Annotated in this window: 20 protein-coding genes and 1 riboswitch; of the genes, 7 read left to right on the forward strand and 13 right to left on the reverse strand. The window is 33.0% G+C overall.

Going from position 1 to position 21,843, the window contains the following annotated elements; translation table 11 throughout:
- Positions 1–65: 65 nt before the first annotated feature.
- Positions 66–200, reverse strand: coding sequence for a hypothetical protein (locus FS802_RS31455; protein WP_000997339.1), 135 nt, complete (start codon positions 198–200; stop codon positions 66–68).
- Between the two features lie 183 nt (positions 201–383).
- Between FS802_RS31455 and FS802_RS04545 the strand changes: the two genes are divergently transcribed.
- Entirely contained in the window at positions 384–800 is a 417-nt protein-coding gene (locus FS802_RS04545) for a GNAT family N-acetyltransferase (protein WP_000860623.1), read from the forward strand.
- A 154-nt stretch (positions 801–954) separates the two neighbouring features.
- On the opposite strand, the gene FS802_RS04550 is transcribed toward FS802_RS04545, so the two are convergent.
- From FS802_RS04550 to FS802_RS04565, 4 genes are all read right to left on the reverse strand, one after another.
- Positions 955–1,557, reverse strand: a complete 603-nt coding sequence (locus FS802_RS04550; RefSeq protein WP_001277030.1) for a nitroreductase family protein — start codon at positions 1,555–1,557, stop codon at positions 955–957.
- Positions 1,558–1,614: 57 nt separating this feature from the next.
- On the reverse strand, positions 1,615–2,265 hold the full coding sequence (locus tag FS802_RS04555; RefSeq protein ID WP_088093077.1) for a DsbA family oxidoreductase: 651 nt from the start codon (positions 2,263–2,265) through the stop codon (positions 1,615–1,617).
- Positions 2,266–2,335: 70 nt separating this feature from the next.
- Positions 2,336–2,767, reverse strand: coding sequence for an Rrf2 family transcriptional regulator (locus FS802_RS04560; RefSeq protein ID WP_000704066.1), 432 nt, complete (start codon positions 2,765–2,767; stop codon positions 2,336–2,338).
- 120 nt (positions 2,768–2,887) lie between these two features.
- The gene (locus tag FS802_RS04565; protein ID WP_144524885.1) at positions 2,888–3,757 is read right to left on the reverse strand and encodes a LysR family transcriptional regulator; all 870 of its coding nucleotides are present in this window, start codon (positions 3,755–3,757) and stop codon (positions 2,888–2,890) included.
- Positions 3,758–3,854: 97 nt separating this feature from the next.
- On the opposite strand from FS802_RS04565, the gene FS802_RS04570 reads away from it, so the two are divergent.
- A complete protein-coding gene (locus FS802_RS04570; protein WP_144524887.1) occupies positions 3,855–4,760 on the forward strand; it encodes a DMT family transporter in 906 nt (301 codons plus the stop codon).
- A gap of 42 nt (positions 4,761–4,802) precedes the next feature.
- Here the strand turns inward: FS802_RS04570 and FS802_RS04575 are convergent, their stop codons facing one another.
- The 5 genes from FS802_RS04575 to FS802_RS04595 all read right to left on the reverse strand — a co-directional run bounded on the left by FS802_RS04575 (position 4,803) and on the right by FS802_RS04595 (position 10,281).
- Positions 4,803–5,423 carry a YcnI family copper-binding membrane protein gene (locus tag FS802_RS04575; RefSeq protein WP_078183597.1) on the reverse strand — a complete coding sequence of 207 codons (621 nt, stop codon included), beginning with the start codon at positions 5,421–5,423 and terminating at the stop codon, positions 4,803–4,805.
- A gap of 89 nt (positions 5,424–5,512) precedes the next feature.
- Positions 5,513–7,162, reverse strand: a complete 1,650-nt coding sequence (locus FS802_RS04580; RefSeq protein WP_098654396.1) for a copper resistance CopC/CopD family protein — start codon at positions 7,160–7,162, stop codon at positions 5,513–5,515.
- 332 nt (positions 7,163–7,494) lie between these two features.
- A complete protein-coding gene (locus FS802_RS04585; protein ID WP_000750864.1) occupies positions 7,495–7,914 on the reverse strand; it encodes a VOC family protein in 420 nt (139 codons plus the stop codon).
- Positions 7,915–7,997: 83 nt separating this feature from the next.
- Positions 7,998–9,353, reverse strand: coding sequence for a branched-chain amino acid transport system II carrier protein (gene brnQ, locus FS802_RS04590; protein WP_001284769.1), 1,356 nt, complete (start codon positions 9,351–9,353; stop codon positions 7,998–8,000).
- Between the two features lie 235 nt (positions 9,354–9,588).
- Positions 9,589–10,281: an FMN-dependent NADH-azoreductase gene (locus FS802_RS04595; RefSeq protein WP_078183599.1), complete on the reverse strand. Its 693-nt coding sequence runs from the start codon at positions 10,279–10,281 to the stop codon at positions 9,589–9,591.
- A gap of 294 nt (positions 10,282–10,575) precedes the next feature.
- On the opposite strand from FS802_RS04595, the gene FS802_RS04600 reads away from it, so the two are divergent.
- Positions 10,576–11,535, forward strand: a complete 960-nt coding sequence (locus tag FS802_RS04600) for an arsenic resistance protein (RefSeq protein WP_144524889.1) — start codon at positions 10,576–10,578, stop codon at positions 11,533–11,535.
- Between the two features lie 46 nt (positions 11,536–11,581).
- Here the strand turns inward: FS802_RS04600 and FS802_RS04605 are convergent, their stop codons facing one another.
- Both FS802_RS04605 and FS802_RS04610 read right to left on the reverse strand, forming a co-directional pair.
- Positions 11,582–12,823 (reverse strand): MFS transporter, encoded by a 1,242-nt coding sequence (locus FS802_RS04605; RefSeq protein ID WP_000091039.1) that lies wholly within the window; start codon positions 12,821–12,823, stop codon positions 11,582–11,584.
- Between the two features lie 82 nt (positions 12,824–12,905).
- Positions 12,906–13,011: riboswitch (SAM riboswitch) on the reverse strand.
- Positions 13,012–13,095: 84 nt separating this feature from the next.
- Positions 13,096–14,343, reverse strand: coding sequence for a DUF4153 domain-containing protein (locus FS802_RS04610; protein WP_000354056.1), 1,248 nt, complete (start codon positions 14,341–14,343; stop codon positions 13,096–13,098).
- A 1,319-nt stretch (positions 14,344–15,662) separates the two neighbouring features.
- Here FS802_RS04610 and alr point away from each other — a divergent pair.
- The 4 genes from alr to FS802_RS04630 all read left to right on the forward strand — a co-directional run bounded on the left by alr (position 15,663) and on the right by FS802_RS04630 (position 21,081).
- Complete coding sequence (gene alr, locus FS802_RS04615) at positions 15,663–16,778, forward strand: alanine racemase (RefSeq protein WP_098199399.1); 1,116 nt, start codon at positions 15,663–15,665, stop codon at positions 16,776–16,778.
- A gap of 571 nt (positions 16,779–17,349) precedes the next feature.
- Positions 17,350–18,864 carry a spore germination protein gene (locus FS802_RS04620; protein WP_144524891.1) on the forward strand — a complete coding sequence of 505 codons (1,515 nt, stop codon included), beginning with the start codon at positions 17,350–17,352 and terminating at the stop codon, positions 18,862–18,864.
- On the forward strand, positions 18,851–19,954 hold the full coding sequence (locus FS802_RS04625; RefSeq protein ID WP_144524893.1) for a GerAB/ArcD/ProY family transporter: 1,104 nt from the start codon (positions 18,851–18,853) through the stop codon (positions 19,952–19,954). The genes FS802_RS04620 and FS802_RS04625 overlap by 14 nt, the downstream gene beginning before the upstream one ends.
- Complete coding sequence (locus FS802_RS04630; protein WP_144524895.1) at positions 19,951–21,081, forward strand: Ger(x)C family spore germination protein; 1,131 nt, start codon at positions 19,951–19,953, stop codon at positions 21,079–21,081. The genes FS802_RS04625 and FS802_RS04630 overlap by 4 nt, the downstream gene beginning before the upstream one ends.
- 454 nt (positions 21,082–21,535) lie before the next feature.
- On the opposite strand, the gene FS802_RS04635 is transcribed toward FS802_RS04630, so the two are convergent.
- Positions 21,536–21,676, reverse strand: coding sequence for a YrzO family protein (locus FS802_RS04635; RefSeq protein ID WP_144524897.1), 141 nt, complete (start codon positions 21,674–21,676; stop codon positions 21,536–21,538).
- Positions 21,677–21,843 lie beyond the last annotated feature (167 nt).

Genomic DNA, 21,843 nt, shown 5'->3' on the forward strand with positions numbered 1-21,843 from the left:
AAAGAGAGTTATCCTTATAACCCTCTCTTATTAAAATGCTAAATGAAAAAATGAAGAATTTCAATTTAATTCATTCTTTTTTTCATTTGCTTCGCTAATAATTCCTTCACTTGATTATACGTTAACCCTGAATCCTTATTTAAACGTTTTACCTCCTCAACATCAGTACCTACCACTGTATATTTTTTCTCATCATTCATTTTTCCACTTCCCTTTCTACTGCATTATTTCTAATATTTTTCCCCTAAACTCTTATAAATTAATACAAATAAGGAAACTGTACGAAATTCAATAGCCAAAAGGGATTCAGTTACATAAGAGGAAAAGATAAAAAAATGTCGAATTTATATACTTGTTGTATTTAAGGACTTGGAGGTTACATTTTGAAAACATATGAGTTTAAACAGAACATTCCAACATTAGAAGAGTACAAATACTTGTGTGATTCTGTTGGATGGACTAATTATATGAATTTTGAAGTAGCGGATACTTCACTGAAGAATTCTATTCACTGCATCACAGTGAAAGATAATGAACAAATGATTGGCATGGGGAGAATTGTTGGTGATGGAGCTATCTATTTCTATATTCAAGATATAGTGGTTCATCCGGATTATCAGAAACATGGTATTGGGAAAGAAATCATGCATCGTTTAGTTGCATACTTACATGAGAATGCCCCTGATAAGGCGTTTGTCGGTTTGTTTGCATCACAAGATAAAGAATCATTCTATGAAAAATTTGATTTTAAGGATTACTCACCAAACATGACGGGGATGTTTACTGTCATTTCAAAATAATAAACATAACAGATTTTTAATTGTAAGGAAAGACTTCGATTCATATGAAGGAAGTCGTTCTTGCAGTAAGAGTTTAACATTGCATACGAAAGGAGAGTACATATATGGCTAATATGTACTCTCCTTTTATTTAACTTTTTATATATTAAATTTCTTAATAAAATTTCACTACATCTTCAGTAGGTAAGAAAGTTCTTTCTCCTGGTTGTTCATTTGGCTCACCAAATGGCATTTGTCCTACTAAGCTCCACTCTGCTGGAATGTTCCAAGTTTCTTTCACTTCAGCATCTACGATTGGATTGTAGTGTTGTAATGATGCACCAATTCCTTCAGCCGATAATAACATCCATACAGTATGTTGTAACATTGCATTTCCTTGATGAGACCAGAATGGGAACTGATCTTTATATAATGGTGCATTTTCTTGCATTTTTTCTACTGTTGCTTGATCTTCAAAGAATAACACAGTCCCAACACCTGTATGGAAACCTTTTAATCTTTCTACAGTCGCTTCAAAGTTTTCTGCTGGTACGCGGGCTCTTAGTGTTTCTTTAACAATATCCCAAAACTTTTCATGCTCTCCATCCATTAATACAACCATACGACCACTTTGCATATTGAAAGATGTTGGTGCGTGTAACGCTGTTTTTAAAACTTCTTCAATTCTTTCTTTCGTAATTGCATCGTTTTTTGTTACTTTACGAATGGAACGACGGTTCACGATTGCTTCTTTTAAGTTTGTTGTAGTTGCTGACATTTTAATTCCTCCAAATATTTGTTTTATAATTTATTTTGTTATTTCATAACAAGCGATTTAGCAATATCCATCTGTATTACATTGCATACCTTCAAATGAATTTGTTTTATCCTTTTCAATTTCTTTATCAATGACTCTTTGTAGCGTTTCTTTACTAGCAAGCCCTTGAATGACTTCATCTCCAATCATGACAGTAGGAACAGCCATAATATTCGCTTCATCATATGCATGCTGAATTGCTTCTTGATGCTTTTCTTTATATTTACGAGTTACTAACGCATCTTTAAATTCAACTTCAGGAAGACCTACTTCTACCGCTAATTTTGTTAAAACATCAATATCTTCAATGTTTTGCTCTTCTTGGAAAAATGCTGTGAATACGCGGTGATGATACTCATTTCCTAGTCCACGTTCTTTCGCAAATTGACACCCTTCGAAAGCTAAATGTGTATATGGATGCGGAGAAACACGTGGCAAACGCATATCGATTCCTAACTTCTTCGCAGTTGGAAGAATAAAAGCATCCCATGAACCTAATTTTTCTGGCTCATTCCATGGATCTATTTTTGAATATGGACTTGGACGTAATTCAAATGGCATCCATTCAATTTCTACATCTTTCTCTTTCGCTACTTCATCTAATGGACCTTTTGCTAAAAAACAAAATGGACATATAAAATCTGAGTATACTTTCATTTTTACAGTCATACTTTTACACCTTACCTTTATAGTTGTAATCAAAACAGTTACATTAATAATAAAAAAATATAAATATGATTTAAGCATTCATTTTTTCTTGCAAAGTTTCAAACAAATGCCCCATCGTAATATTTCTCAAAATTTCTTCCATCGCGGATTGCGCTTGTATTAATATAACTTCTAACACCGCTTGAATATTTGCTCCAATTGGACAATCTGGATTTGGTTGCTCGTGAATATGAAATAGTTTGTCTTCTTCGACTACATTTACTGCATGGTATACATCTAACAATGTGATTTCATGTAAATCCTTTAATAATCCCGCACCACCTGGACCGCGATTTACATATACAAAACCAGCTTGTTTCAAGTACGACATCATTTTACGAATGACTACTGGATTTGTGTTTACACTTTCAGCTATATAGTCTGAAGTACAAAGTGAAGATGGATTGTTTTTCAAAATAGATAAAATATGAACAGCTATAGAAAAGCGGCTACTAATTTTCATCGTGATCACCACCTCGATGTAATCATTATAGTTACAACAAAAAGATAAGTCAATCCTTTTCATAGATTTTTTATAAGTAAATTAAAAAGTGTCCCATTATGATATATGAGACACCTCTTTTTATTCTGCAAATAGCGCTTGAAATTCTTCAATAAATAGCTGCACAGCGATTGAGGAATCCTTTAATGAAGGAACAGCTAAAGCAATTTCTCTCCATACTTGTGGTTCCAATTCTCTCGTTTGCACATTCTGTGGTAAATTCGTTAAAGATAATTGAGCTAATATTGCAATACCTAACCCTTCTTGAATCATATTTAAAGCTGTAGTAACGGTCGATATTACATACTCAGCCCGAAGTGGTACGTTGGCTTGTTTAAACATATCAATAATGGGTGGTTCGTATCCACCCTTACATAATATGATCGGTTCATTCTCTAAATCACTAATTGCAATAGAGTCCTTCTTACAAAGAGGATGATCATCTCTTAAGATAGCAACCATTTTCCCCTTCGTTAATGGGACAATCTCCATCTCTTTATTAGGCAAAATAACAATTCCTATATCAACAACCCTCGATACTAACCAATCTTCAACTTCTTTAATCGTTCCTTCACAAAGAACGACTTCTAAGTTCGGATACTTCTCCTTAAAAAGGTTTATCATTTTGGGTAAGAAATGTGCAGAGGCACTCGGAAAACTCCCAATTCGAATCGTCCCAACTTCGTGCCCTTTCTCCATCGCAACTTCTTGTTCAATCTTCTCTACACCGTTCAAAATCTCTCTAATATGCACAAGAATTCTGTTTCCTACATCCGTAACGATTAACCCTTTTCGTTTATCACGTATAAGAATCGTAACTCCTAACTCTGACTCAATACTTGAAATCGCATGACTTACAGCTGGCTGCGTCATATTTAGCACCCGAGCAGCCTTCGTAAAACTACCTAACTCAACAGTTTTTATTAATACTTGCAGTTGTGTAATGGTCATAACTAATCACTTATACTCCTTATAAAAAAGATTCATTTTATTTATTACAGTCGATATCATATCATAGTGAAATGAATAACAACAAGGAGGTCTTACCGTGACACAGCTTTCTCGAACTAAGACGGCCATAATCCTTACCTTTCTCGTTTTCATGTGGGGAATCAATTGGCCTTTATCTAAGTTTGCCCTGCATTATACACCACCCGTTTTATTTGCAGGCGTTCGAACTTTAATTGGAGGATTTATTTTACTCCTTTTCGCATTACCGAAATACAAAGAGTTACACTTAAAAGAAACTTGGCATTTATACGTTATTTCTTCTTTACTTAACATCATTATATTTTACGGATTACAAACTGTAGGCCTTCAATATATGCCCGCTGGGTTATTTTCCGCCATTGTATTTCTACAACCTGTTTTACTCGGCATTTTCTCATGGATTTGGCTTGAAGAATCTATGTACGGCTTAAAAATTTTCGGGCTTGTTCTTGGATTTATTGGCGTAGGTGTCATTAGCTCTAGTAGTTTAACTGGACATATTTCTATTATCGGAATCCTTCTCGCGATAGGATGCGCTATTGGCTGGGCACTTGGAACAGTATTTATTAAGAAGACTGGGCACCGCGTTAATTCCATTTGGATGGTAACACTGCAGCTTATTATTGGCGGGCTTTGCTTAATTGGATTTGGTTCAGAGTTTGAAAGCTGGTCTAGTATCGCTTGGAGTATACCATTTGTTAGCGTACTACTCTTTATTTCATTCTTTGTTATTGCAATGGGATGGCTTGCATACTTTACTCTTGTTGGAGCTGGTGAAGCAAGTAAAGTTGGGGCTAATACATTTCTTATTCCACTAATCGCTATTATTGTAAGTTCAATTTTCTTACATGAGGCCATTACTATTAGCTTATTCATCGGACTATTATTTATTGTGGTGAGTATTTGTTTCGTAAATATAAAGCCGAAAACACTTGCTGTAAGGCAGCAGGTTGAAGTGAAATAGATATAAGAAAGAGCCTACGGTTTGTAGGCTCTTTCTTATATCTTACTTTTTACGACGTACTACAAAAACACACGCACCTACCGAAGATACAATCGCCAAAATAGATAAAACAATTGCTATCAATTGCATATTACTAGTACCTTCATTCTTTTCTACACTAGATACTTCACCATGTTCTCCTGTTAATGACGTACCTTTTGCAATTGTAGTAAGTGAATGTGGTTTTTCAGCTTTTTCATCGCCTGTCCATTCAACAATTTCTCCGTCTTTATATTGTTGATATGCATCCCAAGCTATTTTTTGTTCTTTATCCGGATTTTTAGCGACGAAAGTAAATCGCTGGAACTGACCGGGTAAAATCCCTTCTCCTGTTGCTTCCCATACTACAGTTTTAACTTTTCCGGCATTATCTTTCTGCTCTTCCACTTTCCATCCTGGCACTGGTTCATACTGTTGGAACTCTACTCCAGACGGTATTTTCAATGTAACTTTTGTCGTTGCTACATTCTTCTCAACTGGTACTTTTATCGTGTAAGTCTCCCAAGAATTAACGTCCGAAGCTTCTGGTTTCACAGTGACGTGCGCACTAACAGGTAACGAAAAAATCCCCATTGCAATTATTGTTGCGATCATTGTTGTGCCAAATTTTTTTATACGTTTCATTTTCTATTAGCTCCTTTTTATCTATACCTTCTCTTTATCCCGCTATTCGCCGGATAACCCGATTGATGAGGGCTGATTAAAGTTTCACTTTATCTGCCGCCTACAATAAATTTATAATCCGTATCAAAACTATCAAGAGATTTTGTTAATCCGTGCACTTGTATATTCCAGTTTCCTGTCATGTTAATATACATACCTTCCGCTTCATATTCTCCTGGTGACACGGCCGAAACTTTAAATGTACCCTTCCCCATATTCATATCCAATGATTGCGTGGTTAAAATAATTTGCTCCATATCAGTAACAGGTTGTCCGTTCTCATCCTTTAAAGTAATATGGAATGTATTTTGTCCTACTTTATTAGGACTTACATGTAAAGTAAGTTCATATCCATTATCTAATTGCTTACTCTCTGTAAAAGGTCCAGTTGGAGGCATCGGCGGTGTTTGTACGTTTGTCATAAAAGCTACGATTACGAAAATGATAATTCCTATGATAAACTCTACTTTCACCGTAGCGCCTAAACCTTGCTCCGCTCTCATTTTCCCTTTCACATAATGAACAATTCCCAATATCCCCATGAAAATGAATAAAAGTATCTTTGCTAATAAAACTAATCCATACTTCGTATCAAATAACGAGTGTATTGTTGGTATAAAGAATGTACTGTTAAAAAGACCTGTTATTAAAATTACGATGACAGCACCTGTTGCCCACGGTGAAAAGCGCTTAATCATATCCCAATACATACTCCACTTATCATCCTCTTTACGTAAAAGAAGAACAATAGATGATAGACCACCAATCCATAACGAAGCTGCGAATAAATGTAGAAAGTCCATAACGACCGCAATCTCTTTAAACTTTAAACCAAATGCGTGACTATTAAAGGCTTTCATAACAAGTATCCCGATAAACAATAGTATTGGAATGCTCCATACTTTAAACGACGACAGCTTCTCACACTTCATCGCAAAATACGTAACAATTATAAGCGAACTAATAAGAACCATTTGAGTAATCCATACATATCCAAAAACAGAAAGCTGTAATGTTTCTTTTAATAGTAACGGATCGAATGCTTCTAACCATGAAACATCAGCATTTATTTTCGCTTGCAATGGTAGATTGAATAATAAGCTAATCAATATACCCAATAATGAGATCCATATTATGTTCTTACTCCTTGATCGAACCGAGGTTGCATTCCCTTTATACATAATAAGATTAAAGAATAGCACGCCTATAAATAGTGAGAAACTTGTATATAAAACTCCACGTTCCATAATCATATCTATTTGCGGGACATACCCCATCTCTTCTACTTGTATATCGTCTGCTCCCGCTTCCTCTGACCCAATTCGGAACGGAATAACTCCTTGAATAGGATGCCCGTCAGCAGAAATCACTTTCCACTGAATAGAGTAGAGTCCGTTTTTCAAGTTTTCTTTTAAGCCTACTTCTAATATTTTTTTGTTTTTCTTATCGATATGAGCATCTTTTAAATCTACTCTTGTACCTGAGGTATCTCTTACAAACAATGTATTAAAATGCGAAACTTGTATATCCTCATCAAATTCAATTTTCACTACAGATGGTGCTTTCTTCAACGTTTCATTTTCAGCAGGGTTTGATTTCACAATGTACGCATGAGCAGATGCACTTTTTGGTATCAATATGATAAGTACACACGCAATTAATAGCCATGCCCCTAACCTTCTCATTACTTTCACAATCATTTCACTTCTTTCTTCCTCATCACTATCTTTTCATTCCTTAAACTTCCCAAGTTTCATTCTTCGACGAAATATTAACCTGATTAAATATAAATTTCTATACAGTGTAACTTTTTATTTCTCTCTCACCTCTTAACTTCCAATACAATAGTAACTACCTTCATAGATACAACTTACATTTTTAAAGTCGATTGTTATTATATCATAAAATATATTTATGTAAGTTCCTAAAGAAGAAAAGTTATCGTGAATCATTTGTGAAAGAAGTGTGAAATACATAAATGAAAAAGGTATTACGTTATTACGCAATACCCTTCTTCCATCATAAAATTTCTTTACTTCTCTTCTGGATAATCACAATACTCAATGATTGTTCCCTCTGTATCCGCTGGGTTAAGATATATTAATCTTCTACCGTGTTTATTAATTCGAAGTGTATGCTCTAACGTTCGAATACCTTGTTCTTTTAACTCTTCTAAAGCTACATCTAAATCATCGACACGATACGCAACGTGATGAACACCTTTACCTTTTTGCTTTATAAATCGGGCAATTGGAGATGTCGTATTATTCGTAGGCGCAAGTAATTCAATTCTATCTCCATCCACTTCAAGAATGGCTACTTCGCTTTCCACACCAGGAGCTTCACTTACGTAACGATCTATTAAAGTTCCTAACAACACCTTTTCATAAAAATGTATCGTACTTTCTATATCTCGAACTGCGATGCCGATATGATCAATTGTTTTTTTCATTTTATTTCCCCTACTACTTTATTTTCTTTCATTATTAATAGTAACAAAAAAAGTTATAGAAACAAGTTCTATAACTTTTTTATTTAACCTATTTTCTTATTCGCACTAGCTGGTTGAACTTGATTTTTTGCTTTTAAAACGCTAATACCATATCCGATAAATCCACCGATAATTGCTGGGAAGATCCACCCTAATCCTACTTCTTGCATCGGAAGGAATTTAGTGAACACTCGGCTTACTACTTCAATGTTAACTCCAGCTGCACTTAATCCATCGAATAAGCTGATGATAAATGTTACGATTAAACTCACTTGATAAACTTCAGCTCTTCCTTTGAATAATGAATGGAAGAATGTTAAGAAAATCAATACGATTGCTAATGGATAAATTGCTGTTAGTACTGGAACAGAAACTGCGATTAATTGTGTTAATCCTACGTTTGCAACAATTGCACTAAATACACATAGCGTGATGGCAATCGCTTTGTAAGGAACATTTGGGAATAACTTATGGAAGAATGAAGAACATGCTGATACAAGTCCCACACTAGTTGTTAAACACGCTACTGTAATCATTAACCCTAATAATACTCCACCATATGATCCGAAATAGTAGTTAGAAACTTTCGCTAATACTTCTCCACCGTTCTCTAAATGTCCAAGCTTTGCAACACTTGAAGCACCCATATAAGAAAGAGCTGTATAGATAATTGCTAAAATAGATGCTGCAATGATTGTCGCTTTTGCACAAACGATCATAATCTGTGTTTTCGTTTTTGCACCTTTTTCTTTAATTGCATTAATGATGATGATTCCAAATACGAATGATGCAAGCGTGTCCATTGTTAAGTATCCTTCTTGAAATCCTTTAAAGAATGCATGTGATGTATAAGCTTCCACTGGTGCTTGCATATCTCCAATCGGATGTATAAAAGCAACGATTACTAAAATACCAATGAAAGTTAACTTAATTGGCGTTAAGATTTTTCCAACAATATCGACAATTTTCGCAGGATTTAGCGAAAAAAAACAAGTGATGCTAAAGAATACAATTGTGAAAAGAATTAAAGGTGTAGAACCTAATCCTTCTGGCATAAACGGTTTAAGACCAATTTCATAAGATACATTTCCTGTTCTTGGTATTGCAAATAACGGGCCAATCGCTAAGTATAAAACTGTTGTAAACACAATCCCGAATACTGGGTGAGCACGACTTGCTAGTGACTGTAAATCATCTTTACCCGAAAAACCAAATGCCAGTACACCTAGTAGTGGTAATCCAACACCCGTTACTAAAAATCCAGCGTTAGCAATCCATACATTCTCTCCTGCCGATTGACCGAGCATTGCCGGGAATATTAAATTTCCTGCTCCAAAAAATAGTGCAAATAACATTAATCCAATAACTACTATGAACGAAAACGGTACTTTATTCGCCATAATATAACCCCCATTCAAATTTCCTTATCTCATTTTCCATTTTTAACTAATTGAATTTTCTGAATATTTAATTCAACTATCAACTATTCTTGAATTTATTATAGTTTGTCATATAATATTTTGCAATACTATTTTCAAACTTTTCATTTATTTTATAAATATACATTTTTTAACATAGAAATAGACTAAAAAACCAACATGGTCATCCATGTTGGTTTTTTACATTTACTATCAATTAAAATTTTGCCGCTACTTTCTTAACGTTCTCTAAACCTTCTTCAACAATTTGTTGTGAACGATCTGGATATTGATTGTGCCCTTCAATTACAACAGTCTCTGGATTTGTAATTCCCCAGAACCCAAGCACATTCGTTACATAATTAACTGCCATTTCCATAGGAGCCATTTGTTCTGAAGAATAATCCGAACCACGCGCACCTAATACAACGACTTTCTTATCACCAGCTAAACCTACTGGGCCATTTGCTGTATATTTAAATGTTTTTCCAGCTTGAGATAAGTATGAAATATATGTGATTAATGGTGCTGGCACTGTGAAGTTCCATAGTGGGAACGCAAATACAACTTTATCAGCTTCTAAAAACTGATTTAAATATTGATCTACCTTAGCTACAGCCTTCTCTTCTTCTGCTGTTAACTCCATTCCTTGACTACGTTTATATCCACCTGAAATAGCGATATTTCCGTAATACGGAAGATCTAATGCGAATAAATCTAACTCCGTAATTTCTGTATTTGAGTTCGCTTCTTTATAAGCACTTACAAATGTTTCATACATTCTTGAACTAACTGCTTGCTCCGCCGGACGATCGTTTGCTTTTACAAATAATACTTTTGACATTGTTTTATTCCCCTCTACTTTTGTATTTTCTTCTTTTTTACCAAATAATGAGCTAAATAATCCCACTTTCTTCACCTAAACTTTCTTATCATATTCATTATTCATCATCATAAAAATTCTTATTCTAGTAAAAAGTTCCAATAGATACCTTAAGGAAAAACACAAAAAACTTTTTGTTATTTAATTACCTTATGTAAGTGATTGTAATACAGTAACTTACTTTAGTCAAGTAACTTTAAATAAAGAATAATATCTCGAATTAAAAATAAAAACCTCGATACAATTAAAACATCCATTGTAACTTTATTATTTGTATAATGGAGATAGAGAGGGCAATTCATATTTAGAAAGGATTTACTCATGAGCACTATAGAAAAGATTCAAACTTTTATTATTCTTTTTGCTGTTACATGCGGCATCGTACTCGGGCAATTTAATTTGATACATATGTATTCAGAGCAATTTATTGTCCCCTTCTTATTTTTCATGCTGTATGGATTATTCCTCAGCATTCCATTGAAAGAAATAAAAAATGGATTCCGCAATTTAAAATTCGCTGGAACGAGCCTTACTATTAATTTTGTATGGACACCTTTACTCGCTTGGGGATTAGGTGCACTATTTCTTTCAGATCACCCAGCACTTTGGGTTGGATTTATTATGTTAATGGTTACTCCATGTACAGATTGGTACTTAATCTTTACTGAAATAGCGAAAGGAAATGTAGCACTTTCTACTGCCATTTTGCCTGTAAATTTAATTTTGCAAGTACTACTCCTTCCCATTTATTTATTTTTATTTGCTGGTGTCATGAAGACTGTTTCTGTTTTAGTAGAAAGTATTGTTATCGTAATCGTCTTACCATTTATACTTGCACACGCTACAAAATTCATTATGAATAAACTGAAAAAAGCTGAAACACTCGAGAATAGTCTCATTCCGTTTTTCAGCTCTGCTCAAATTGTATTTTTAAGTTTAGCAATCGTAGCGATGTTTGCATCACAAGGTAAATATTTACTACAAAATATGAATGTCGTTTTACTATTACTCATTCCTGTTCTATTATTCTTCATCATTAATTTCGTACTCGGACAATTTATCGGACGCATGATGCGTTTATCTTATAAAGATACAGTAAGTTTAAACTTAACAACATTAGCAAGAAACTCACCTGTTGCACTTGCTATTGCTGTAACAGCTTTTCCAGATGAGCCTCTTATTGCTCTCGCATTAGTTATTGGGCCATTAATAGAACTACCTGTACTAGCTTGTGTATCACAAGTGTTATTACTTATTAAGAAAAAGCAGCAATATACATAAAAAAACGTCCTAATTTGGGACGTTTTTTTATCGAGAAATTATAGAATTATCTACCCTTATTCATTATTAAAAATGAAATAACTGAAACTAAAATCGTAATGATACCAGTTATAATAAATATAATGGAAGCTGAAATTGACTCTAAGAAATACCCCGTTATTGCAATTCCAATCGGAGTTGATACTAATAATAACGAGTTTAAGAAACCAAAGAATCTTCCTTGCACTTCATTTGGAATTAACTTTCTATACAGTACCCCGAAATATACATTACTCACTCCAAAAGCTATCCCTGACAGAAAATAATAAACTGAAAATAATATTGGATTCAATGTCGTACCCATTGCAGCGTTAAAAATCCCCATAATAGCAGTAAATATAAGTGCTGTTGTTATTGTTTTATATGCACGAATTTTTTTAGTAATAAATGCCCCAATTAATATCCCTATAGGAGATGCCGCAAAGACGATACTATACCACTGCGTAGGAAGATCCATCTCTCTAACAACTATTACTTGCAGTGAAAGCATACACGCTGCTCCAAGTAAGTTAATGACTGCAGCGCTCGTTAGTAAGATTTTCAGCGATTTATTATTATTAATAATAGAAAATCCCTCTTTAAAATCTTCATAAAATGGCTTCTTCTTCTCCACTTTCAATTCACGTGGAAATTTAATTGTCATCAAAATTAAAAACGATATAAAGAATGTAAGTGCATCTAACACAAATACTCCATGAAAACTAAAAATACTAATTAGAAAGCTCGCCATTAAAGGAATTGCGATCGATATGATTTGTATTGATACTTGTCTCAATGTAATCGCCTGTTGAACATGCTTTTCTTCCACATATGTAACTAACGCTGCATTTGAAGCTGGTGTAAATAAGGCACTTCCAATTGAGCGTAAAATTAGTAAAATTAGTAATGGAATGTACAACATATTATTATAAAATGCTATTACAGCAATTAAAATCATGACAATACACCTTATCACATCTGCAACTATCATAAGTTTTCTTCTCGACATTCGATCTGCTAATGTTCCTGTAATAGGAGCAAACAGAATCGCTGCCGTTGCAATTGCAATATTTACCCCCGAAACGAGTAATGGCGAGTTTGTTAATTTCATTACCCATAATGGTAAAACAAGTGTAACCATAGAATTACCTATTAAAGAAATACAACTTGCTAAGAAAAAATAAGAAAAAACTTTATTACTCCATATACTAGAGCTATTCTCTTTTATATTACTAACTTCACTATTCACTGTACTCTCCCTTCTACTCACATATTCTCCTTCTCTTCGTCACCACCCTTTAAAATACAAAAAACCTTCTTCAAAATAAGAAGAAGGTTTACTTATACCCATCTTTTTATCTTGTAGGACTTTTAGATCCTACAGGATTTAGCACCTTTATATAACATTAGGTTGCTGAGGTTTCAAAGGGCCAGTCCCTCCACCTCTCTTTATAAGAAGACATTATTCAATTCTCTAAATTTATTATATATTGCATCAAAATACTTTCAATATATTTTTTCTATCCAATTAACAAAGCCTATCTAATTAAAAATTATAGGAAAAGTAAATATAACAAAAGCGGCCCAAAGTCCGTAGATTGGCAAATACTTCGTAACAGCATCTTGGATAGCTGTCGGTCCTGATTTGTTTTGTAGAAAACGCATATAGGAAAACATAATCCAAATGAGATTTGCCCAAATCAGTATGTTTACGCCTAAAACAGCAAGTCTATTAGGTGTAATCCCGTAAGAAGAAAGTCTGAATACGATGGCTGATAATGCGACAGTGTCAATAATAAGCGCCAGAACAATTAAGGCAAAATTTATATAATCTGAAATGCTCTTTTTCTCGTCTGAGTCACTTTCAACAATAGAAAATATGGTAACGGCCAATACACCAAGAAGTATTCCATTGAACGCCATTAGGAAATTGCGGTCCAAGAATGGATTTTTTCCACTCCATATAACCGTTATAAGATAGATCAACAATGTAATCAGTACAAGCGGACTAAAAATTTTAGCTATATATGGTGTAATATTTTTAGCAAGTTTAAGGTTCATTGATACTAAGTATGTAGCCACAATAGCGAGAGCCGCAGCACCAAATAAAACAACATTACTAAAATAGAATTCTCCTATATCCAAGTCAACGAAGCTAAATAACTTCATCGTGAATACTGCTAGTACCATTCCGCTCACTGCCATACTCGCGTAGAGAAGACAATATTCTAAATTAAATTTAATATACGCTAATCTTGTACTGCCTTTTGAATATTCATTTCCTGTAAACGCAAGTCCCAATAAGACCCATAACAATATAGGAAGATGTAAATACGCAAGGATACTGCTGTCTTTATAATTTAATGGCAACATATTAAGATACAACCCGGCAATTAAGAACAACGCTGCAAGGAAATAAATAATACTTTTTTTCGGAGTATTATTGTAAATAAAATAAGCAGCAATAAAGGGAATTACACCAAAAGCCAAGTTAATTGGAGCAATTGCTTCCTGCTCGACAAAGTGGAAAATGATTCTAGTGCTTAGCCCAGCTAGAATAGCTAACATGCCCATGAATAAGAAACCTTTTTGAAACAGCGATATTTTTTCTTTATTTGCCGTCTCCTTGAAATTCAATCTTTCATACCAAGCAGCTAGAAGCTGAGAATCAGGGTTTTCATCCCATGCTTGTGAGAATGACTTTTTAAAAGCTTTCGGGTCTTTTCTATACATTCTCTCCAACTCATGAGGGTTATCCATATTTTCAATAATCAAATTGTTAATGTCCATATTTATACCTCCTCTAATTTTAAAAATAACGTTGTTACCTTTTCTATAAAAAGCACCACACTTATTTATTATGTTTTTGATTTTAATATAAAATTTATCGTTTTACAATAAATTTTTATTATTTTTTACGATATTTTCATTGCATACTTCCACAAACATTAATGTAAGCTACTTTTGGTTGTTCTCTTAATTGCTTATTTCCATTTTCTAATTCCTTATTTTCCCTTTATATAAAAGAAGTTCCCTATAAAATAGATTTTTTCAGTGTCTACTCTATAGGGTACAGTTTAATTGGCATACTTTTTTATTTGTTGAAACCACTTGTCCCAAAGTAAAGAACTTTTTCTTCCGAATTTTTATGCTTCATAGTTTTTTAAAATTAAAATACCTGACATAAAAAGTACCTTCACCTATAAAGGAATATTTTTTCACCTGTAAATTGTAAAATGTACCTTATGACTCACGAAATAGTAATGATAAATATATAAGTTTCCTAGCCAAAAATAAACTCTAAGCAATCCTAAAATATCTAATCTTCCTTTATATATTTTCATCCACTTTAAATAAGATAACAGCAACTTCGATTTGCTTTTTACTACTCTTTTATGAATCAGTATCTTTTAAAATAATCACATTTTATTTACCACATTAGAAATTTGTTTATTATGAAAGTAGACTTTTTCTTCTAAGTATTTCGCTACTTCTGGTTTCAACCCTTGATATAGGCTCGTTAACATTTTTATTTTAGCAATAGTAGCTCTTTTATTACTAAATTTATTTTCTAACACATATTTAAGATGAAGAACAAAACTCAAAGTTTCAAAATGTAAGAGTAAATGAAAATGTCCAGAGATAAAAAAATTTTAATTTACAATAAATTCTTTTAAAACATAATAAAGTTGTTTAAAAATGCTGGTCATGTTATTTAACAATTGAGCCATTTAATAGAATAACTCCTTATACAATTTATTTGAATTTAATTAATCTAAAGGGGGATGACCCACCATCATATTTTCTAGCTACCATCTATCATGGTGGTTCCACACCCTACCATAAGACCGTAAAAATACTTATTGTGTGGACCTTTTTGGATTAGTGCAGGTATGTAAAAATTTTAGCAATGGTATGAATATAGTGTTTAACGCCTTTAAGCTTACAGACGGCCGTCCTGTATAGTCTCCCTTATGTGTTGGAAGTTAATTAATTCCCTAGGAAGACGAAAAAAAGTCTGCTCTTAAAAAGTTCACAATCAGTGGGCAATCCGTTTAATGAGCTACTTGAAACGATCATTGAAAATTCACCTAAAGTGGGGGGAAATGATGTATAGACCAATATGGACTGAAATTAGCCTTAGTAATATTTCACATAATATTAGTGAATTTCGAAAAATAATACCTAACTCAACAATAATAATGGCCACCGTAAAAGCGAATGGTTATGGGCACGGTGCTGTCGAGGTTTCCCAAGAAGCGATTAATAGTGGAGTGGATTATCTAGCGGTGGCCAGTTTAGAAGAAGCTATTAAACTACGAAAATCAGATATTCAGGCACCTATACTTATACTTGGATACACACCTCCATCAGCATCGAATCATGTTGTTTATTGGGATTTAACACAATCAATTTTTGATATGGAACATGCAGAAGCTTTATCAAATTCTGGGCAAATCTTAGGAAAAAAGGCAAAGGTTCACGTCAAAGTCGATACAGGAATGGGACGATTGGGACTTCAAGCAGAAGGAGCAAGTGATTTTATCCATATCGTGTCAAAAATGGATGGGCTGTATCTAGAAGGAGTGTACTCGCATTTTGCTACCGCAGATGAAGCCGACATACGGTATGCAGAAAAGCAAAAGAACCGCTGGAGAAGGTTATTGGAAGAATTGGAGAAACAAAAAGTTTCTATTCCCATATTTCATATTGCCAATAGTGCTGCAACAATAGAAATGCCAGATATGACCTACGATATGGTTCGTATTGGTATTTCAATGTATGGCCTTTATCCATCTAAAGAGGTGAATAAAACAAAAGTTAATCTTAAACAAGCAATGCAGTTAAAAACCAAAGTCATCTATATCCAGACACTTGAGAAGGGGGATGGCGTATCATATGGAGCAACTAGCATTGAAAGAGATAAAGCAATTATTGCAACTATTCCAATTGGTTATGCAGATGGGTATTCGAGGCGATTATCTGGAACGGCTTATGTCCTTATACACGGACAAATAGCTCCTGTTTTTGGTAGAATATGTATGGATTTTTGTATGATTGATGTTACTGATATTAAGGATGTAAATATTGGTGATGAAGTGGTAGTTTATGGAGGTCAAGGGGATTATTTCATATCATTAGATGAAGTGGCAAATATGTTAGGAACCATATCGTATGAAGTTGCTTGTAACTTGGGTCAGAGAGTTCCTAGAATTTACAAATAACCAGCTAAAGACAGTATTCATTATAATTATCTCAATTGTTATGTATTAGGTCACTATGTTGAAAAGATATGAAATGGATGTAGCGTCATAACCCTTTTTCCAGAATAAATACGTAGCTTTATTCAAAACATGTTCTTTGTTAATATTTATACTTCTACCTAATTTACAACACTCCCATTCATATAATTTATTTTGAAATCAAGCCTTCCATTAAAGGGAGCTATTGTTGAATAAACCTAAGATTTTCAAACAACTTTATTTTTATATTTTTGAGTACAGTGAAGTATCTTATCTCGAAAATTAAACAACTATATTTTAACCCCGTCCTAAATTTAGAACGGGGTTATGCTGATTTTAGGTTTTGAAAGTTAATAGCTTTATTGTCTTTTTACAATTACGGCGAAATGAAAGTAAACTAATAGTTTAAAGTTTACTTTCTTTTTGAAACTTTTTGTTGTTAATTATTACGTATCTATATAGTTGTGTCTTTCTGTTTCATCACCTGAAAAATGGTATATAACTAAGGTGAACTACTCATAATAAAATCACAAATGTTAAAAAGGTGAAAATTATGGAATTCTCTAAGCAACATAGTAAAAAGATAAAAAATGATTTAGGTAATATTAATTCTGAAGAATTAGCTATTAATAAAGATATAGTCAATAAAATATTTGATCAAAGCGCTGATCTGATTGAACACCAATTAAAAAGTGAGGATGAATTTATACTGTATTACTTTGAAGGACTAACAGATGGTATCGCTTTAAAAGATAATGTAATTAAACCAATATTAGAGAACACTAGTGGTAATCAAAAAATTTTTGAATCTAATATTATTGCTGCCTATACAAAAGAAATCTGGAGTTGGAATGAAGTTATAGATTGTTTATTAGAAGGACAAAGTGTTTTATTTATGAAAGGTCATTTAGGAGCAATGGCTATTAATACGAAAGGCTGGGCTGAAAGAGCCATTCAAGAACCTATTAGTGAGTCTACAATTAAGGGATCACATGACGGATTTGTAGAAAATGCATCGAAAAATATAGGATTAATTCGGCGTTATATTCCTTCTGTGGAATTAAAAATTAAAAAAATAAATATAGGGGAAAGAGCAGCCACTTCTGTTTTTATTATATATTTAGGAGATGTTGCAAACGATACTGTCATACATGAAGCAGAAAGTAGAATACAAAATATCGATACCGATACAATAATTGGTATTGGAGAGCTTTCTCACTATATAAGTGACAATACTTATACGCCATTTCCACAAACTTTATTAAGTGAAAGACCAGACGTTATCGCCAGTCAAATTCTCGATGGTAAGGTTGCTATTTTAATTGATCGATCTCCAAGTGCTATGGTTGTTCCTATAAACTTAGCTGGTTTTTTTAATCTACCCGATGATTATTCTCTTCATTGGTTTGTAGCATCCTTTTTGCGTTTACTACGTTTTTTGGGTTTCTTAATTGCAACTTTACTGCCAGCTATGTATATAGCTATTGTATCTTTTCATTTTGAAGTCATTCCTTTAGATTTATATACATCAATTGCTCAGTCAAGGGTGAAAGTTCCATTTTCACCTATAATGGAAGCAATTATTATGGAAATAACATTAGAAATGCTACGAGAAGCTGGTGTACGCTTACCACAGCCTATTGGACAAACAATCGGCATCGTGGGTGGAATTGTTATTGGTCAAGCAGCTGTTCAAGCGGGAATTGTAAGTAATATCATGGTGATTATTGTATCCATTACCGCTATTGCTTCCTTTATTATTCCTAATTATGATTTATCTAGCTCCATTCGTTTAATACGATTTCCAATGATGTTCTTTGCTTTTCTATACGGTATAGTGGGGATTGTTTGTGTCGTTATGGTACTTGTCGCACATTCTGTAACAATTAAATCTTTTGGTACACCCTATACTGTACCTTTATCTCCCTTTAATCTAAAAGATTTAAAAGACACTATTGTTCGCTTCCCCACTTCCATGCTTACTAATCGTTCTTCTACGGGACGACCTAAACAAAGCACAAAAAAAAGAACGATATATAATAAAGGGGATTCAAATGATGAATTCTAAAATGGAGTATATAACACCTCTTCAATACATCTTGGGGATTCATACTATACAAACTGCGGCTGGTATATTAGTTTTGCCAAGTATTATTGCAGGAACTGCTGGAACAGATGGTTGGATTTCCATTATTTTAGGATGGCTATGCACAAATATCATCGGTATTCTCATTATTTTAACGATGCAAAAAAATCCAAATATGAATTTCCCAAGTATACTCATTCAATATTTCGGAAAATGGCTAGGGACTTGTTTACTCTTTTCTTATTGCATATATTTCATTCTGGCAGGTTTCATCGCTCTATTAAGGTGTATTGATATCGTAATTGTATGGATTTTACCTAATACACCACCTTATCAAATTGCATTATTACTTCTCATACCTTTTTATATATTGGCAAAGGATAGTATATTCGCTGTATGTAGATATAATGAGGTAATATTTTTCCTTACTTTGTTTTTACCTGTGTTGCTTATTTTTGCGTTAAAAGAAGGTTTTTATCCAGTACACCTATTACCAATTATTAAAGAAGGATGGCTACCTGTTTTTAGAGGATTAAAAGAGACAATTTATCCTTATAGCGGCTTAGAAATTGCGTATATTCTTTACCCATATCTAAAGAAAAAAGAAAAAGCCATTTCAGGTATCCTAATTGCAAATACCCTATCAATGCTTCTATTGATTTATGTTACCATCTTATGCTTTATACATATGAGTCCAAAAGGTATGAAAACCGTTATTTGGCCCGTATTTAGTTTATTAAAAGTTGTTCATTTTTCTTTTTTAGAGAGACTCGAAATATTATTTGTAGCTTATTATTTATTAATGTTTTCCACTACCATTATTCCCTACTTATTCTCTGCGACATATATCGTTTCACATGTTTTACCAAAAATAAATGCTAACTATATTATTGGTTGTTTAATTTTCATGTTAACTATAGTTTTTGTCATCATAAAATTTAACGTGAAGGATTTATTAAATATTTATGCTTTCATCAATCACATTGATTTAATTTTCTTTATAACAATACCAATTTTTTTATTTGGTTACACATTTATCTTCAAGTTTGTCACTAGGAGGAAAGCAAAATGACAAAAAAATGGCTATCTGGTTTCATTGTAGTGGCTATTTTTTTCACTGGTTATAGTACGAAGGTACCTTTAGAGAATGGTGCCTTAATTTTATTAATTGGTGTTGACAAAGGTGCTAATAAAAATTTAATTGTAGGTACCAGCACAACAGTTTTTAAAGGAAAAAGCAAAAAAAACACATATGAAGAAGTCGTAGAAGCACCGTCTGTTTATAGTGCTTTTTCAAAAATCAACACAAAAACAACAGGCTATTTGACTTCATCAAAAGCACAAATCTTATTAATTGGTAAAGAATTTACTAAGCAATCTAATTGGCCAAATAAACTAGATGCTATTGTTCGAGATCCCTCGAGTACTTCTAATATAAAATTAATACAAGTTGACGGGCAAATAAAAGATTTTTTTACTATTAAGCCACCTAATAATCTTTCTATTTCCATGTACCTACAAGATATAATTCAAGCATCATTATACGATAACATGATAGTTCCCTCTGATATTCAAGAAGTTCTTAGACAAAAAAATGAAGAAGGAATGACACAAGCTATCCCAATTGTAAAGAAAGTAAATAATACCGTTCAAACAAAGGGTATTGCTTTTTTTGATCAATTAAGCAGGTACGTTACAAGTTTGCCTACAAAAGATGTCCCCATATACTCCCTCTTAAAAAAAGAAAAACTACAAGGGCGTATGATATTGAATATTATTCTTAACGATTCTGCAAGTGATAAATCTAGAATTGTAAGTGTTTTAATTGAAAAGGCTAACAGACAAATTGATGTTGGATTTAAAAATGATAAATTTCAATTTGATATAAAATTAGACATAGCATTGTCTATTATTGAAGGAGTTAATGGTCCAACAATTACTAGCAATGATGACCAAGGAAAAATTATTAGCCTTTTAGAAAGACAAATAACAAAATCTATTGATAAAGAATTGAATAAAATTATAAAAAAAATTCAAAGCAATAAAATTGACCCTCTCGGACTTAGCATGTATGCAAGCGCGAATCAATATCAGCAATGGAAACTGCACAAAAAAAACTGGGGGAACGAAATATCAAATTCTAATATAAAAATTAAAACCCTAATAAAAATCGGGAACACTGGTATTATTAGAGGATAATATTAAGGTTCGAAAATAAAATGAAAAGCTAAGAAAACACTTATTTTCTTACCAGAATTGTATTGTATTTTATGCTACAAGTTCAGACAATTAATGGATGAATTCGTTCTGATTTTGGATGAAATAATCTTGTATATCAATTTATTCTTTTGAATTGTATGCATAGCTCCTACTCTAAAAAGAATGGATGTAGCTGTATCACACCATGTTGGTCCTAACATAGGCAAGATTCGTTTCCTAATAAAGCAATGTGGTGCTATCCCTCTATCAGCTAATTAAGGAAAGAAAAAACGCAGGACTTAAAACCTCCTGCGTTTTTGTTAATTTATGAATTTTTATAGTAATGAAGGAAAATGGGACTGGAAGTAGAATGTTTTACACATCTCCTTCCCCGTTTCTGTAAAAAGTTTAAAAGTAAGCTAAACTTTTCTACAGAGCCACTATCGACTTGTCATTATCTTTTTCTTTCACTCAATTCTTTTAATAGCTGTATTATTTCAGCTTGTTGTTTTATCTTCTTACGACCATTTAGGTTAATTACTGCAAGTTCACATGCAATTCCAACGGCAAAGAAAAACAATAAACTTTCTACCATATAAAATCCTCCACAAGCATTGTCTATTAGTCAGCTTTGTGCAAATGTTTTTCTTGTAAAACCTGTTTATTCTTATTTACGCTGATTTTATAAGCGTTGTAACTTTAGTTTGAATTTTATGAGTAAAAATAAGAAAGATATGACTAAACTAACTAAAGGATACTATG

Source organism: Bacillus sp. DE0042, from assembly GCF_007680225.1.
Lineage (GTDB): Bacteria > Bacillota > Bacilli > Bacillales > Bacillaceae_G > Bacillus_A > Bacillus_A wiedmannii.